18 protein-coding genes are annotated in these 13,271 nt (G+C 56.2%); 5 read left to right on the plus strand and 13 right to left on the minus strand.

The window, feature by feature from the left end; translation table 11 throughout:
• Positions 1 to 19: 19 nt before the first annotated feature.
• The 3 genes from H6973_14020 to H6973_14030 are packed head-to-tail and all read right to left on the minus strand — an operon-like array spanning position 20 to position 2,906.
• Positions 20 to 964, minus strand: a complete 945-nt coding sequence (locus tag H6973_14020; GenBank protein ID MCP5126704.1) for a sulfotransferase — start codon at positions 962 to 964, stop codon at positions 20 to 22.
• Positions 961 to 1,776: a sulfatase-like hydrolase/transferase gene (locus H6973_14025; protein MCP5126705.1), complete on the minus strand. Its 816-nt coding sequence runs from the start codon at positions 1,774 to 1,776 to the stop codon at positions 961 to 963. Before H6973_14025 ends, H6973_14020 begins: the two co-directional genes overlap by 4 nt.
• Positions 1,773 to 2,906 carry a tetratricopeptide repeat protein gene (locus tag H6973_14030; protein ID MCP5126706.1) on the minus strand — a complete coding sequence of 378 codons (1,134 nt, stop codon included), beginning with the start codon at positions 2,904 to 2,906 and terminating at the stop codon, positions 1,773 to 1,775. Before H6973_14030 ends, H6973_14025 begins: the two co-directional genes overlap by 4 nt.
• A gap of 314 nt (positions 2,907 to 3,220) precedes the next feature.
• Here H6973_14030 and H6973_14035 point away from each other — a divergent pair, with 314 nt between their 5' ends.
• Positions 3,221 to 3,562 (plus strand): acyl carrier protein, encoded by a 342-nt coding sequence (locus tag H6973_14035; GenBank protein MCP5126707.1) that lies wholly within the window; start codon positions 3,221 to 3,223, stop codon positions 3,560 to 3,562.
• 38 nt (positions 3,563 to 3,600) lie between these two features.
• Here the strand turns inward: H6973_14035 and H6973_14040 are convergent, their stop codons facing one another.
• Positions 3,601 to 5,184: an acyl-CoA ligase (AMP-forming), exosortase A system-associated gene (locus H6973_14040; protein ID MCP5126708.1), complete on the minus strand. Its 1,584-nt coding sequence runs from the start codon at positions 5,182 to 5,184 to the stop codon at positions 3,601 to 3,603.
• 197 nt (positions 5,185 to 5,381) lie between these two features.
• On the opposite strand from H6973_14040, the gene H6973_14045 reads away from it, so the two are divergent.
• From H6973_14045 to ppa, 4 genes are all read left to right on the plus strand, one after another.
• Entirely contained in the window at positions 5,382 to 5,615 is a 234-nt protein-coding gene (locus tag H6973_14045; protein ID MCP5126709.1) for a glutaredoxin family protein, read from the plus strand.
• A gap of 99 nt (positions 5,616 to 5,714) precedes the next feature.
• On the plus strand, positions 5,715 to 7,061 hold the full coding sequence (locus tag H6973_14050) for a porin (protein ID MCP5126710.1): 1,347 nt from the start codon (positions 5,715 to 5,717) through the stop codon (positions 7,059 to 7,061).
• A gap of 313 nt (positions 7,062 to 7,374) precedes the next feature.
• Positions 7,375 to 8,076 carry an ABC transporter ATP-binding protein gene (locus H6973_14055; protein ID MCP5126711.1) on the plus strand — a complete coding sequence of 234 codons (702 nt, stop codon included), beginning with the start codon at positions 7,375 to 7,377 and terminating at the stop codon, positions 8,074 to 8,076.
• Positions 8,077 to 8,130: 54 nt separating this feature from the next.
• Entirely contained in the window at positions 8,131 to 8,664 is a 534-nt protein-coding gene (ppa, locus tag H6973_14060; protein MCP5126712.1) for an inorganic diphosphatase, read from the plus strand.
• Here ppa and H6973_14065 read toward each other — a convergent pair.
• From H6973_14065 to hisA, 9 genes are all read right to left on the minus strand, one after another.
• Positions 8,646 to 9,131, minus strand: a complete 486-nt coding sequence (locus H6973_14065; GenBank protein MCP5126713.1) for a phosphatidylglycerophosphatase A — start codon at positions 9,129 to 9,131, stop codon at positions 8,646 to 8,648. The two genes, ppa and H6973_14065, sit on opposite strands and share 19 nt — an antisense overlap.
• Positions 9,132 to 9,356, minus strand: a complete 225-nt coding sequence (locus H6973_14070; protein MCP5126714.1) for a DUF2835 domain-containing protein — start codon at positions 9,354 to 9,356, stop codon at positions 9,132 to 9,134. It abuts the gene before it with no gap.
• A gap of 27 nt (positions 9,357 to 9,383) precedes the next feature.
• Positions 9,384 to 10,079, minus strand: coding sequence for a twin-arginine translocase subunit TatC (tatC, locus tag H6973_14075; protein MCP5126715.1), 696 nt, complete (start codon positions 10,077 to 10,079; stop codon positions 9,384 to 9,386).
• Positions 10,080 to 10,152: 73 nt separating this feature from the next.
• Positions 10,153 to 10,656 (minus strand): twin-arginine translocase subunit TatB, encoded by a 504-nt coding sequence (tatB, locus tag H6973_14080; GenBank protein ID MCP5126716.1) that lies wholly within the window; start codon positions 10,654 to 10,656, stop codon positions 10,153 to 10,155.
• 20 nt (positions 10,657 to 10,676) lie between these two features.
• Entirely contained in the window at positions 10,677 to 10,940 is a 264-nt protein-coding gene (gene tatA / locus H6973_14085; GenBank protein ID MCP5126717.1) for a twin-arginine translocase TatA/TatE family subunit, read from the minus strand.
• A 39-nt stretch (positions 10,941 to 10,979) separates the two neighbouring features.
• Positions 10,980 to 11,303 carry a phosphoribosyl-ATP diphosphatase gene (locus H6973_14090; protein MCP5126718.1) on the minus strand — a complete coding sequence of 108 codons (324 nt, stop codon included), beginning with the start codon at positions 11,301 to 11,303 and terminating at the stop codon, positions 10,980 to 10,982.
• A complete protein-coding gene (gene hisI, locus H6973_14095) occupies positions 11,300 to 11,689 on the minus strand; it encodes a phosphoribosyl-AMP cyclohydrolase (GenBank protein MCP5126719.1) in 390 nt (129 codons plus the stop codon). Before hisI ends, H6973_14090 begins: the two co-directional genes overlap by 4 nt.
• 45 nt (positions 11,690 to 11,734) lie before the next feature.
• Complete coding sequence (gene hisF / locus H6973_14100; protein ID MCP5126720.1) at positions 11,735 to 12,508, minus strand: imidazole glycerol phosphate synthase subunit HisF; 774 nt, start codon at positions 12,506 to 12,508, stop codon at positions 11,735 to 11,737.
• The gene (gene hisA, locus H6973_14105) at positions 12,509 to 13,249 is read right to left on the minus strand and encodes a 1-(5-phosphoribosyl)-5-[(5-phosphoribosylamino)methylideneamino]imidazole-4-carboxamide isomerase (protein MCP5126721.1); all 741 of its coding nucleotides are present in this window, start codon (positions 13,247 to 13,249) and stop codon (positions 12,509 to 12,511) included.
• Positions 13,250 to 13,271: the final 22 nt, after the last annotated feature.

Here is a 13,271-nt window from a genome sequence, read left to right on the forward strand (position 1 = left end):
TCGGGAAGGGTTCTTAAAATTACGAGTAACCGAATTCTCGCGCTAACTCGACGACTGCTGGGTGCAATGCCTCGCCATTCGGTCGCCATGGCAGCGGCTCGGCAAGATCATAACTGTCAAGTTGCGCCGGGCGCAGGCGCGGCTCCAGGAGAAAATTGATGTCATTACCCAAGCGGGCATTGATCGGACCGACATGGGCATAGGGCGACTGTTCCGGCGCCTTCATCGCCGCCAGTTCACGTGGGCCACAAGGCAACCCCAACCATTGACAGATTCGGGCCAGTTCCGTATCTGGATCGGCCAAAACCCGCTCGCCCTGCACTTGCAGCCACTGCTCCCGAGGCAGATCATTCAGGAATTCCATGATCAACGTGTTAGCGTCATGCCATAAAATTTGTGGCTCAATCACCGCCATATCACCCGACTGATCAATCGCATTGAGCATCATCAGCATCAACTTACCGCCCCGCGCCTTGAGCACTGATTCGCATTGCCCACGCGGATGACGCAGCAGATGGATGAACCGCGCCTGGGGCACCGCCTCCAGCAATCGATCCAGATAAAGCCGCCGACGGAGATAGCCCGGACTCTTCTCGACCGCAATCAGCGGATCAATTTTTGCCAGCAATTCCTGAAAGACTTCGCCGGTGCTGCGCCGGGCGCGCACACGAATCCAGCGGTAGGCCAATGCAACCCCGTCGATGGTCTGTTCACCCGCGTAAAGCTGCGCCACCGTTCGCAACAAGCCATGGCGCATCACCGGCCAAAAGGTCGATTTGCGCCCGCCATCGTTATCGGCACCACGCCAGAACTCATCCAGTGTTTCCGCCATGAACAGGTTCAGTTCGGGGAATCCATACATCCGGGAATGCTGGCCGAGCATCGTGCTAACCAGCGAAGTAAAAGACCGGGGCGGCGCCAGAATAAACACGGGTTCGCCACGCACTGGATTCGCCGCCGTCACGGGCGCAATCCTTCAACAAAGGGCACTTCAAAGCATTTTTCGTGCATGATTGGCCCGTGGCCAAAGTAACCCGCTTCGCCAAATAGTTCGCCATGATCGGCGGTGACGATGAACCAGGTATTCGCCGGGCATTTGGCGTACAGCTCGCCGAGCAATCCGTCGATATACTCGACGCACTTGACCTGCTGGCCGTGCAAGCGCTGCATCTCCTCGGCGGGAAAGAAGTCTTGAACGGAGGATGCGCGGGGCGCATCGCTGGCCAAATCCTTGAGTACTCCATGCACCCCGGAGACGTGCGGCAGATCGTCTCCGGTCAGCATGTAAGGATAATGCGTCTCGCCCAGATTGAGAAAATAACAATGCGGTTGATCGTTCGGAAAAACGATTTCCCGCACCATGCCAGCGAAATCATTATGGTGGTCCATCAACCGATAATCATCGAAATCGCGGCTAAGCAGGGTATAGGGATTCAAGACCGGCAGGGACATCCTGGCTATTGTCCGGTAGCCGTGGTTTTTCAGCACCTTGGGCAAAGACAGCTCTGGAACGAAGGTCTTGAATGACAAACCGGGAATCGCCAACCGATCCACCCAGCGCTTGAATTCGCCTTTGTAAACTTCCGAGGCGAAAACCCCTTGCGGACTGGTGTGTGGAACCATGCCCATCAACATTGCGTAGTGCGAAGGCGAGGTCCAGGATGCATAACTATAACGCTGCTCAATCGGACCGAGCCGGTCAATGTTTGGCGTATTCGCTGCTTGGCAGCTGTCATAACGACAGCTATCCATGACGATATAAATCAGATGATTCATGCGCGGCGATTGCGGTTACGGCGGTTTTGGCGCAGACGGCGGGTTTCATCGGCAACCCGGTTCGTCACCGAAGGTTGCAGTTCCCCGGCCAGATCTTCCCAATCGCCCTCACTGGCCGCCAGCTCACGTTCCAGATCACCCAACAATTGCTCATGGTCAGGCAAATGCAAAACGGTGGCGCGGTATTCCTCGACCGCCAACTGAAATTGTTGACGCCGATAATGGATGTCGCCTAGTAGCTTATGCACCAATGGCGCGATCTGGCTCTTCTGCGGCAATTCGCGGGCCTGCTGCTCGGCCTCCTCCAGCTTTCCGCCTGCCAACAAGGCTTCCACCAGTCGCAAGCGGAGCGAGGTCCGTCCAGGATCGAGACGCAACGCCTCACGCAGCGCCTCCTCGGCAACGGGATAAAGCTTCAGCTCCAACGCGGCCCGTCCGAGTTGCGCCAACGCTGAACCGTTATCCGGCAAGCGCTCAAACACTTCCAGCAAAACCTGTTCAGCCGGATCGCGTTCATTCCGGGCGATCAGCAGACGCGCCAATAAAATGGCGGCGCGAATATGATCCGGCTCGATGCCCAGCGCCAACCGCAATTCGGCAATGGCGGCTTCCGGCTGACCTTGCTGGCGATGGATTTCCGCAATCAACAAGCGCGGCTGCACCTTGCGCGGATCGTAGCGCAGCGCTTCCCGTAACTGAGTCATGGCTTCGTCATAACGCTGCTGACGCAGCAGCGCCTGGCCCAGTCCGGTCATGGCTTTCACCAATTTCGGATCGAGATTCAGCGCGTTCTGAAAGGCCAGGATGGCCGGTTCAAATTGATCCAGTTCAACCAACGCTTGTCCTTCCAGCACATAAGCTTTCGCGAGCAAGGGGTCCAAAGTCCGGGCCTGGGTGAAGCGGGCCAGCGCCTCTTCGGTGCGATCCTGACGCCGCAGCACCATGCCGAGAGCAAGACATGCATTAGCCGATTTGGGATTACTGGCTAACAGCGCCTCGAATTCCATGCGGGCTTCATCCCGACGTCCCTCGCGAAACAGCACACGGCCTTTGCGCAAACGCTCGCGCTCGTCCTGAACAGGCGCTGGGTCAGGCTCCAGTTTTTTGACCGTGGGTTGCCACTGTGTCATATCTCATACCTCATGAAAGCCGGCGCTGTCGACAGCACGGGCATCGTCGTGAATTTCAGGGGATAATTGCAAAATCAGTGCCGGGTGACCGAATCCTGAAACGATCAGCCGCCATTTCGAAACCAGGGACATCGTATGAGAGTCAATAATCGGAATGAAAGTTGCTGATGCTTGGATAAAGTAAAAAGCGAATCCATCATAGCAATTTGTGGCTTATCGGCACAAATCAGCCATAACGGCTCTTTGGAGAGGCAACAACTCATGGCAAAATCCGTTGCTATCCATCCACATCCAACCTCGGCTTAACAAAGACTATGACCATCATCAACGCCATCACTGCAAAAAATATCCAGGAACAGCTCACTTTGCTGCTAAACAACATGATTCAAGGGTGGGATATGGATATTCTGGAACCGATTGGCGCGGAAACCCGGCTCATCGAAGACCTGAATTTCGAGTCGGTAGACTTGATGCAGCTGATTGTGTCTATCGAGCAGACGTTTGGAGTGCGAGGATTGCCCTATGAACAGGTGCTAATGCAGGATGGCGGCTATGTCACCGAGATCACGGTTCAACAACTAACGACGTTCCTTCATCGTTTCATCCCGCTTCACAGGACTGGCCAATTTCAGTCGTTACCCTCCCCGGCAGGCTGAATTTGGACTCGGACATCGCGCTTCACACACCTTCACTCTCAGCTTTCAAACAGACCGCTTAATGCCTCAACTAGCCTTTTGCGGTCGATCTTGCCATTCGGATTGCGCGGCAGGTCGCTGGAATAGGCAATAACTTGCAACGGTACCATAAAGTTAGGCAGATGCTGCTTGCAATGGGCGATTAATTCGCTCGCGTTGAAATCTTCGCGCAGCGGCTTGATCACCGCCACCACCGCCTGGCCCAGCGCCGGATGCGGAATGCCCAGCGCCGCCGCCTCGGCAGCCTGGCCACTGCCATAAATGACTTCCTCGACTTCGGTGGGACTGACCCGGTAACCGGAAGTTTTGATCATGTCATCCTTACGACCGATAAAGTACAGGAAACCCTCCTTGTCCATTCGCACCGTGTCACCCGACCAAACAGCAAGTTCGGGGATCGGTAACCCCGGATTCTGCCCCGGCGCTGGACGATAGCGCTCCGCGGTTTTAGCTGGATCATTCCAATACCCCAGTCCGACCAGCGCTCCGCGATGCACCAGTTCCCCCGGTTCCCCCGGCGCGCAGGGCGTTCCATCTTCGCGCACCACCAGAATTTCCGCGTTGGGAATGGCCTTGCCCATCGAATCGGGCCGGCGGTCAATTTCAGCCGGCGGCAGGTAAGTCGAACGAAACGCCTCGGTTAATCCGTACATCAGGAACGGCGCGGTTTTCGGCAGGGAACGGCGCAAGGCGTCCAGCGTGGCGCGCGGCATGGCGCCGCCGGAATTGGTGATATAGCGCAGGTTGTCCACAGTTGCTTGCGGCCATTCCAGTTGAGCAAGTTGCACCCACATCGGCGGCACTGCCGCCAGGCCAGTAATTCCCTCGCGGGCGACCGTACTCACCACGTCGCGGGGCAACAGATAATCCATTAACACCGCCCGCGCCCCGGCTACGAAAGCGGTGGTTAACTGACTCAGGCCATAATCGAAACTAAAGGGCAGCACCGCCAGCAACCGGTCATCGGCATGGTTGCCCAGGTATTCCGCCACGCTGTAAGCGCCGGCCAACATATTGCGATGAGATAGCACGACGCCTTTGGGTTTGCCGGTGCTCCCGGAGGTGTAGAGAATCGCCGCCATGTCGATATCAATGGCCGGAGCGGGCGAACGGCCATCGTCCGCTGCGAGCAGCGCCGGCCAGCCCAGAACCTGTAAATGATGCGCATGCGGCGTCGACAGAGAAGCTTCATCGACCAGCACCAGGCTGTGCAGGTCCGGACAATCAACCAGTAACGGGGCTAGTGATTCGGCCCGGTCGCGGGCGGTGACCAGGATGTGGACGTTGCAATCGCGCAGAATGTAGGCCACTTGTTCGGGCTTCAGCAACGGATTGACCGGTACAAATACCCCACCCGCCAGCGTCGCGCCAAACAGGGCGGCCACCGCTTCCAGGCGCTTGGGCAAATAAACGGCGACCCGTTCCGCCCGGTTCAGCCCCAGCGCCAACAAGCCACGACCGGTTGTCCGGATCAAATCAGCTAAACTTGCATAATCCAAAGCTGTTTGCCGGTGAATGATGGCCGTGGCGTCAGTGCGGCGCTCCGCCTGTTCGAGAATAAGTTCGTGCAGCAATCTGGCCATAAAAATTCCAAAGGGGTGGGATATAGAGGTTCCAGGCATCAGGTTTCAGGTTTCAGGTTTCAGGTTTCAGGAGCGGAAACAAGGAATTGCTCCTGAATTTGTCCGGTTTCCATGCGCAAGGACAATACGATGTCTGTTAATGCAAATAATAGTCGGTTCGGCGCTGATCGGCGCAGAATGAACTGGAGAATCCATTCGTGAACCGCTTTTTTGTCTTGTACGTAACCAGTGGCTGCCATCTATGCGAACAGGCAGAAAGTTTAATCCAGGGACAAAAAAGTATTGCCGTCAGCGCAGTAGAAATTGCCGACGACGCTGAACTCTTGGAACAGTATGGCGCGCGCATTCCGGTCTTGCAGCGACAGGAAACCGGCGAAGAACTGGACTGGCCTTTTGACGTGGAAGCCCTTCAACGCTTTTTGACCGGGTAACCGCCCATTTTCCCCTTTAAAAAAGGGAAATTAGGGGGATTTTTGGAAATTATTCGCTATCTTCAATAGGGATAAATAACCACCATGGGTAAAATAACGATGAGTCAATACCAACGTTACTTACTGTCCTTCCTCGGTTTCGCTGGAGTCCTTGCGACGATCAGCCCGGTCCATGCCTCCGGTCTGCAAATCACCGAGCAGAGCGTGACCGGTCTGGGCCGGGCCTTTGCCGGAGGCAGCTTACCGAATGACGATGCTTCCGCCGCCTACTTCAATCCCGCTGACATGATGCTGAGCAAAGGTGCTCAGGCGCAAGCCGGGATGACCTTTATCGGCATCATCATCGATGTGAGTAATGCAGGTTCCACCCTTCGCTTGCCGGCCAATCTGGGGGAGCTGTTAACCCGGCCACCCGGCACGGTCATACCGGTGTTCGTGACCTTGCCGACCTCGGGACTCGCCTACGATGACGGCGGTACCGATAATGTGGCGCCCAACGGTTACTACATCATGGACATCAACGACCGGATGCGCTTTGGATTAAGCATGACTACGCCGTTTGCTGTGAGCACCAGCTATAGCCGGAACTGGGTGGGCCGTTATCACGCGGTGGATTCGGAATTGCTGACCATGGATATCAATCCTTCCATCGCCTACCGCATCAACGACCAGTTATCGATTGGCGGCGGGATCAGCGCACAGTACGCCGATGCTACGCTGAGTCAGGCGTTGTTCAATCCATTAGCGCCGAACAGCGATGGCTACGCCAAGGTCGAAGCCGATGGCTGGGGCTTTGGCTACAACCTCGGCGCGACTTATGAACTTGACTCCAATACCCGATTCGGCATTAGTTACCGTTCACGGATCAAGCATTCGGTGGAGGGCGACCGTACAATCACCAACTTTATCTCTGACCGGAATGGCGAAGTTGGCGCCAAGGCTAAGGTGACCCTGCCGGACTGGGTGGGGTTGAACGCCTACCGACGGATTAATGATCAATGGGCGGTGATGGGCGGCGTGCGCTGGACCAACTGGAGTCTGTTCAAGGAATTGAAAATTGACTTCGTGGACGGTGCGCAGAGTTTGACCGAGGAGCACTGGGAAGACAGCTGGGCCTTCAACGTTGGCGTCAGCTATGACTACAATCCGGAGTGGACCTTCCGCGCTGGTTACCAATATGACCAGACCCCGGTGCCATCAGCAGAATTTCGCACTCCGCGCATTCCCGATTCTGATCGCAATGCCTTCGCGTTCGGTTTGAGTTATCATCCGAACTCACAACTGTCCGTGGATTTTAGCTATATGTATCTGGTATTTAAAGATTCCAGCACGGACAACACCATTGATTTACTGTCGACCGCGCCGGGACTGGCCACGGATACGTTGCGCGTTGACTACGAAAGTTCGGGGCATCTGCTTGGATTGCAAGCGAGTTATCGATTTTAAGTAGAGCTTACGCATTGACAGGCGGTTGGAATTGTCGATTGAGATGTCCCAAGTTGGGGGTGAAGGCTTGGATAAATCTGATAATCGCCTCACTGGATAGCTCGCGTTGTAACCGGTAACAATTAAGAATCACATCCGTGATTTGTAGTCTCTGCAATTGCACACCGCCACAGATCGCGGCGAAGAGGTGATTGCGAATAGCTGTTGGCTGACGCACTTGAAGCGGTTTGGCCGGTATCCTGATCGGGCGTCGCCCCACCCTGTACCGGTGGGTATGGCAAAATTCGATCAGTGATCAAGGAATACTCTCATGATGTTGAAACTGGAGCAGGTCCACACCTTCTACGGCCAGATCGAGGCGCTCAAGGGTGTGTCGCTGGAAGTCCATCCCGGCGAAATTGTCACCCTGATCGGCGCCAACGGCGCAGGCAAGAGTACTCTGTTGATGACCATCTGCGGTTCGCCGCAAGCCACTAAAGGCAGCATCCTCTTTGAAGGACAGGACATCACGCATGAACCGACGCATGTCATCATGCAGTGTGGACTGGCGATTGTGCCAGAGGGTCGGCGCATCTTCCCCGGTCTGACCGTGCAGGAAAATCTGCAAATGGGTGGTTTCTTCGCCGATCAATCCCGATTGGACATCGATCTGGAGCGGGTCTTTACTTTGTTCCCCCGCCTCAAGGAACGGCGTCATCAGCGCGGCGGCACCCTGTCGGGCGGCGAACAGCAAATGCTAGCCATCAGCCGGGGTCTGATGGGCCGCCCCAGTCTGCTGCTGCTTGACGAACCTTCGCTGGGACTGGCGCCGATCATCATTGCCCAGATTTTCCAGATTCTTCAGGAAATCCGCGAAGAAGGCGTCACCATCTTCCTGGTCGAGCAGAACGCCCATCGCGCCTTGCAACTGGCCGATCGCGGCTATGTGCTGGAAAACGGACGGATCGTGCTGGCCGATACCGGGGCCAACCTGCTGACGAATGACGAGGTACGCAAGGCATATCTGGGGGGCTGAAGTCGTGGTAATATCAGCACCCTCTTATTAACCATAGCATACAAGGACAAAATCATGATTCTGGACAGAGTGGACGCCGGTCATCGAGTTCCTGATGAATTCAATGTCATCGTCGAAATCCCGGCGCATTCCGACCCGGTCAAATATGAGGTGGACAAGGAGACCGGCGCGCTGTTTGTGGATCGCTTCATGAATACCGCCATGCATTACCCCTGCAATTACGGCTACATTCCTCATACCCTTGGCGAAGATGGCGATCCCCTGGACGTGATGGTCGTTGCACCGCTGCCGGTCGTTAGCGGTTGCGTGGTGCGTTGCCGCCCACTGGGGGTATTAAAAATGACCGATGAAGGCGGTGGCGACGCCAAACTGCTGGCGGTGCCGGTCAAGCAAGAATGCGCCCTCTATGACCATATCGAGTCTTTTGAACAGATGTCGAAAGCTCAACTCAATCAAATTGCTCATTTTTTCCAGCATTATAAAGATCTCGATACCGGCAAGTGGGTGCGGCTGGACGGTTGGGCCGATGCGGAAGAAGCCAAGGCCGAGATTAGGCGCGGCGTGGAACGCTACAACGACAGCAAATAAACGCTGCCCTGCAAGATGAACCAGGCATAGCCGGCGGCCAGCACATCGTCAAACATGATGCCAAAACCGCCGCCTACCTCACGATCAACCCGCCGAATCGGCCAGGGTTTGACAATATCGAACAGCCGGAACAGTACAAATCCGGCGACAACCCACAGCCAGCCTGGCGGCGCGGCAATCATAGTAATCCAGTAGCCGATCACCTCATCCCAGACAATGGCGGGATGGTCATGGACGCCCAGATCGTGCGCCGTCCGGTCACAAATCCACACGCCAAGCATAAAACCCGCCAGGATGATGAGCAGATAGGCCCACAGCGGCAGCGGCTGCATCAGCAGATAGAGCGGAATCGCCGCCAGCGTGCCAAAGGTGCCAGGCGCTTTTGGCGCGCAACCAGAACCAAAACCGAGCGCCAGAAAATGCACCGGGTCGCGGAAGAGCCGCGCACAAGGGTGATTACCGTTCACTTAATCCCCAACTCGTCGAAAATCAATCAATTTATGATCATCGCCAAAGCGCATTTCAAACAGCCCATGTACGCCCTCCAGAGTTACGAAGCGCCGTAACCATTGCGCGGGGAATTGCACCCGTCGCCCGTCGCTGGCCCGCACGACAACCTGGCGCGCAACGCCTTCATAATAACTGCGTATCTGCTCAGCGGTCAGACTAAGGTGAAAGTACACGGTTTGCATAAAACGCCATCCAGCGCACTGATCAGATTACTGCCCCTGAGCGGGCGATGCCGAGGCTTGGGCTTCGCGGCGGCGGCGCAACAGCAGGCGGGAGATGAAGATGCCAATTTCAAACAGCATCCACATCGGCACGGCCAGCAGGGTCTGCGAGATGACATCCGGCGGAGTCAGCAACATGCCGATAACAAAAGCGCCGACGATCACGTAAGGACGTTTGGCGGCCATCGCCTCAGGCGACAGGATGCCCACTAGCGACAGGATGACGGTAGCGACCGGCACCTCGAACGCTACGCCAAAGGCAAAGAAGATCGTCATGACGAAATCGAGATAGCGGTTAATGTCCGTCATGACCGCTACACCCTCTGGAGCGGTTGTAGTAATGAAACCAAAGAAGATCGGCATGATGATGAAATAGGCGAAGGCCATGCCGCAATAAAACAGGATGGTGCTGGACAGCAGGACGGGTATCGCCATGCGTTTCTCACGCTGATATAGGCCCGGCGCGACAAAGGCCCAGACCTGATAGAGAATCCACGGCATAGTGACGAACACCGCTAGGATCAAGGTGAACTTGAGCGGCGTCAGAAACGGCGACAGTACGTCAATGGCAATCATGCTGCTTTGGGCCGGCATGTGTCGGGTTAAAGGACTGGCGAGCGCGCTGTAGATCGGATTGGAGAAGGGCGACATCACCACGAACACCAGCAAGACGCCGCCCACCATGCGCAGCAGACGGCTGCGTAACTCGATCAAGTGACTGATAAAAGGTTGTTCGCGGTCGGTGTCGGACACGGTTTCAGTTTGCAGCAGGCGGCGTGGAAGATTCGGATGACGCTGATTTTTCCAGGATCAATCCCCCCTGCTTCCCTTTTTCAAAGGGAGGTGGCGAAGAGAGAATTTCGTCAGATGGCGGCGGCCCTTTGAAAGAAGGGGAACTCAAAGCAGGCGGTTGCCAATCCGGCGGTGGCGGCGCCGAAACCGCGCCGGGTCGCCAACCTGGCGGGGGGCCAGGGTCATCAAATTCGGCCTGCAGATCCTCTTGAATCTCTTTGACCCGGTTTGTTAGATCTTTCTTAATATCATTGACTTCGGTCAGGTGGCCCTGCTCGCGCAACGACTGCTTGATTTCTTCCAGGTGCAGTTCCCGGTCCACTTCCGCTTTGATATCGGCCACCATGCGCCGGACTTTGCCTAACCACAGGCCAGCAGTGCGCGCCAGCCCAGGGAGGCGCTCCGGACCCACTACAATCATCGCTACAATGCCGATCAGCGCCAGCTCCCAAAAGCCGATTTCGAACATACCGTTGAGTAGCCTGGGAATTAAACCTTGTCGCGTTCCTTGGCCAACGGATCGTGTAAACCCGCCGTAGCGTCACCGCCCATTGAATTTTGGGCGGTGGATTGTTCAAGTTTCCTGGGGTCTTCTTGCTCCGGGGTTTCCGGTTTGCCGCCTTCCTTCATGGCGTCGCGAAAGCCGCGAATCGCGGAGCCGAGGTCGGAACCGAGGTTGCGCAGCCGACTGCCGCCAAAGAGCACCAGAACGATGACCAGGATGAGCAGGAGTTCCCAGATACTGAAATGCATAAGGATTGGCCTCTGAATAACGGGGAAAAAGGCGAAATTTTAATGGGTGGCGCGGGCGGCTTTTTCAGCGAGACCGGACACGCCAAAGCGACGTTGTAATTCATTCAACACAGCATCCGGACCAAGACCTTGATATGCTAGCATGACCAGAGTGTGAAACCATAAATCGGCGGTTTCGCGCACGAGGGGTTCGGGATCGCCGTTCTTGGCGGCGAGCAAGGTTTCAGCGGCTTCTTCACCGACTTTTTTGAGAATGGCGTCCAGGCCCTTGGCATACAGCTTAGCCACATAGGAACTCTCGGGATCGGCTTGTTTGCGCGCTTCCAGAGTCGCCGCCAACTCGCGCAAGATGTCGTCGCTCATGAACCGTACACCTCGCGCGGATCTTTAAGCACCGGATCGACCGTGATCCATTGCCCATCGCGCAACTCCTGGAAAAAACAACTCTGCCGTCCAGTATGACAGGCGACCCCACCGATTTGTTCGATATCCAGCAACAACACGTCTGCGTCGCAGTCCAACCGGATGCGTTTGATTTTTTGGGTATGACCAGAGGTTTCCCCCTTGTGCCAGAGTTGCTGGCGCGAACGGGACCAGTACACGGCCTCGCCACATTCTGCCGTACTTTGCAACGCTTCCCGGTTCATCCAGGCCATCATTAACACCCGCCCCGTAGCGGCGTCCTGGGCGATGGCGGGAACCAGTCCGTCTGTTGTCCATTTAATGTGATTTAACCAGTTGTTGGTCACAAATCCCTCTCCCTTACCCCCTCTCCCCGAGCGGAGAGGGGAGATTTATAGTCTCACTTCAATCCCACGCGCCTGCATGTGGCGCTTGGCTTGTTCAATCGTGTACTCAGCAAAATGGAAGATGCTGGCGGCTAGCACCGCATCGGCCTTGCCGAACAGGACGCCATCGGCCAGATGATCCAATGTGCCGACGCCACCGGAAGCGATCACCGGGATACTCACCGCTTCGCTGATGGCGCGGGTCAATTCCAGGTCAAAACCGCTCTTGGTACCGTCGCGATCCATGCTGGTCAACAAAATTTCGCCTGCCCCATATTCGGCCATGCGCTGCGCCCATGCGATGGCGTTGATGCCGGTAGGCCGACGGCCACCGTGGGTGAAAATTTCCCAACGCGGCGGATCACCGGTTTGTTGGACTGATTTAGCATCGATGGCGACGACAATGCACTGATTGCCGAAACGCTCAGCGGCTTCGCGGACGAATTCAGGACGATGAATGGCGGCGGTGTTGATAGACACCTTGTCAGCGCCGGCGTTCAACATGCGCCGCACATCGTCCAGGGTGCGGATGCCGCCGCCGACCGTCAACGGAATAAAGACCTCGCTGGCCACCTGTTCGACGACATGCACCATAGTTTCGCGGTCATCGGAACTGGCGGTGATGTCCAGGAAGGTGATTTCGTCAGCACCCTCCTGATCATAACGACGCGCGATTTCCACGGGATCGCCGGCGTCGCGAATCTCGACGAATCTGACGCCCTTAACCACGCGGCCCTGATCTACATCCAGACAGGGAATGATGCGTTTCGCCAGTCCCATTTAATCGCTCTCCTCCGCGTCGGCCATGCGCTGAGCTTCGGCCAGATCGATGGCGCCATCGTACAGCGCCCGACCAATGATCGCTCCTATAACCCCCTCATTCTCTACAGCGCACAGCGCGCGCACATCATCCAGGGTACTGACGCCGCCAGAAGCAATGACTGGGATGGCGATCGATTGGGCCAGACGAACTGTGGCTTCGACATTAACGCCCTGCATCATGCCATCGCGGCCAATATCAGTGTAAATAATGGCTTCTACGCCATCGCGTTCAAAAATTTGTGCCAGATCGATGACATTATGCTTGGACAGCTTCGACCAGCCATTGATGGCGGCTCGTCCATCCTTGGCGTCGAGTCCCACAATGATGTGGCCGGGGTACTCCAGGCACAAATCACTGATGAAATGCGGTTCCTGAACCGCTTTGGTGCCGATAATGACGAATTGGACACCTGCGTCAAGATAGGTTTCCACTGTTTCTTCATCGCGGATTCCGCCACCTACCTGAATCGGCAGATCAGGAAAAGCCTTAGCGATTTGGCCGATCACCTGGGCATTGACCGGTTGGCCGGCGAATGCGCCATTCAGATCAACCAGATGTAAGCGTCGCGCGCCGGCGTTGACCCAGCGCTCGGCCATAGCAACCGGGTCATCCGAAAAGATTGTGGAGTCCTCCATACGGCCTTGGCGCAGCCGCACACATTTACCATCTTTCAAGTCAATCGCGGGTATGAGCAACATAACGGCTTCTTCCAGCAGCACA

The organism is Gammaproteobacteria bacterium, from assembly GCA_024235095.1.
Taxonomy (GTDB): Bacteria; Pseudomonadota; Gammaproteobacteria; order Competibacterales; family Competibacteraceae; genus UBA2383.

Coding starts and splice junctions, on each gene's coding strand:
- H6973_14025 (MCP5126705.1), bottom strand. CDS start 1,776: ATGAATCATCTGATTTATATCGTCATGGATAGCTGTCGTTATGACAGC.
- H6973_14030 (MCP5126706.1), bottom strand. CDS start 2,906: ATGACACAGTGGCAACCCACGGTCAAAAAACTGGAGCCTGACCCAGCG.
- H6973_14035 (MCP5126707.1), top strand. CDS start 3,221: ATGACCATCATCAACGCCATCACTGCAAAAAATATCCAGGAACAGCTC.
- H6973_14040 (MCP5126708.1), bottom strand. CDS start 5,184: ATGGCCAGATTGCTGCACGAACTTATTCTCGAACAGGCGGAGCGCCGC.
- H6973_14050 (MCP5126710.1), top strand. CDS start 5,715: ATGAGTCAATACCAACGTTACTTACTGTCCTTCCTCGGTTTCGCTGGA.
- H6973_14055 (MCP5126711.1), top strand. CDS start 7,375: ATGTTGAAACTGGAGCAGGTCCACACCTTCTACGGCCAGATCGAGGCG.
- ppa (MCP5126712.1), top strand. CDS start 8,131: ATGATTCTGGACAGAGTGGACGCCGGTCATCGAGTTCCTGATGAATTC.
- H6973_14070 (MCP5126714.1), bottom strand. CDS start 9,356: ATGCAAACCGTGTACTTTCACCTTAGTCTGACCGCTGAGCAGATACGC.
- tatC (MCP5126715.1), bottom strand. CDS start 10,079: ATGGTGGGCGGCGTCTTGCTGGTGTTCGTGGTGATGTCGCCCTTCTCC.
- tatB (MCP5126716.1), bottom strand. CDS start 10,656: ATGTTCGAAATCGGCTTTTGGGAGCTGGCGCTGATCGGCATTGTAGCG.
- tatA (MCP5126717.1), bottom strand. CDS start 10,940: ATGCATTTCAGTATCTGGGAACTCCTGCTCATCCTGGTCATCGTTCTG.
- H6973_14090 (MCP5126718.1), bottom strand. CDS start 11,303: ATGAGCGACGACATCTTGCGCGAGTTGGCGGCGACTCTGGAAGCGCGC.
- hisF (MCP5126720.1), bottom strand. CDS start 12,508: ATGGGACTGGCGAAACGCATCATTCCCTGTCTGGATGTAGATCAGGGC.
- hisA (MCP5126721.1), bottom strand. CDS start 13,249: ATGTTGCTCATACCCGCGATTGACTTGAAAGATGGTAAATGTGTGCGG.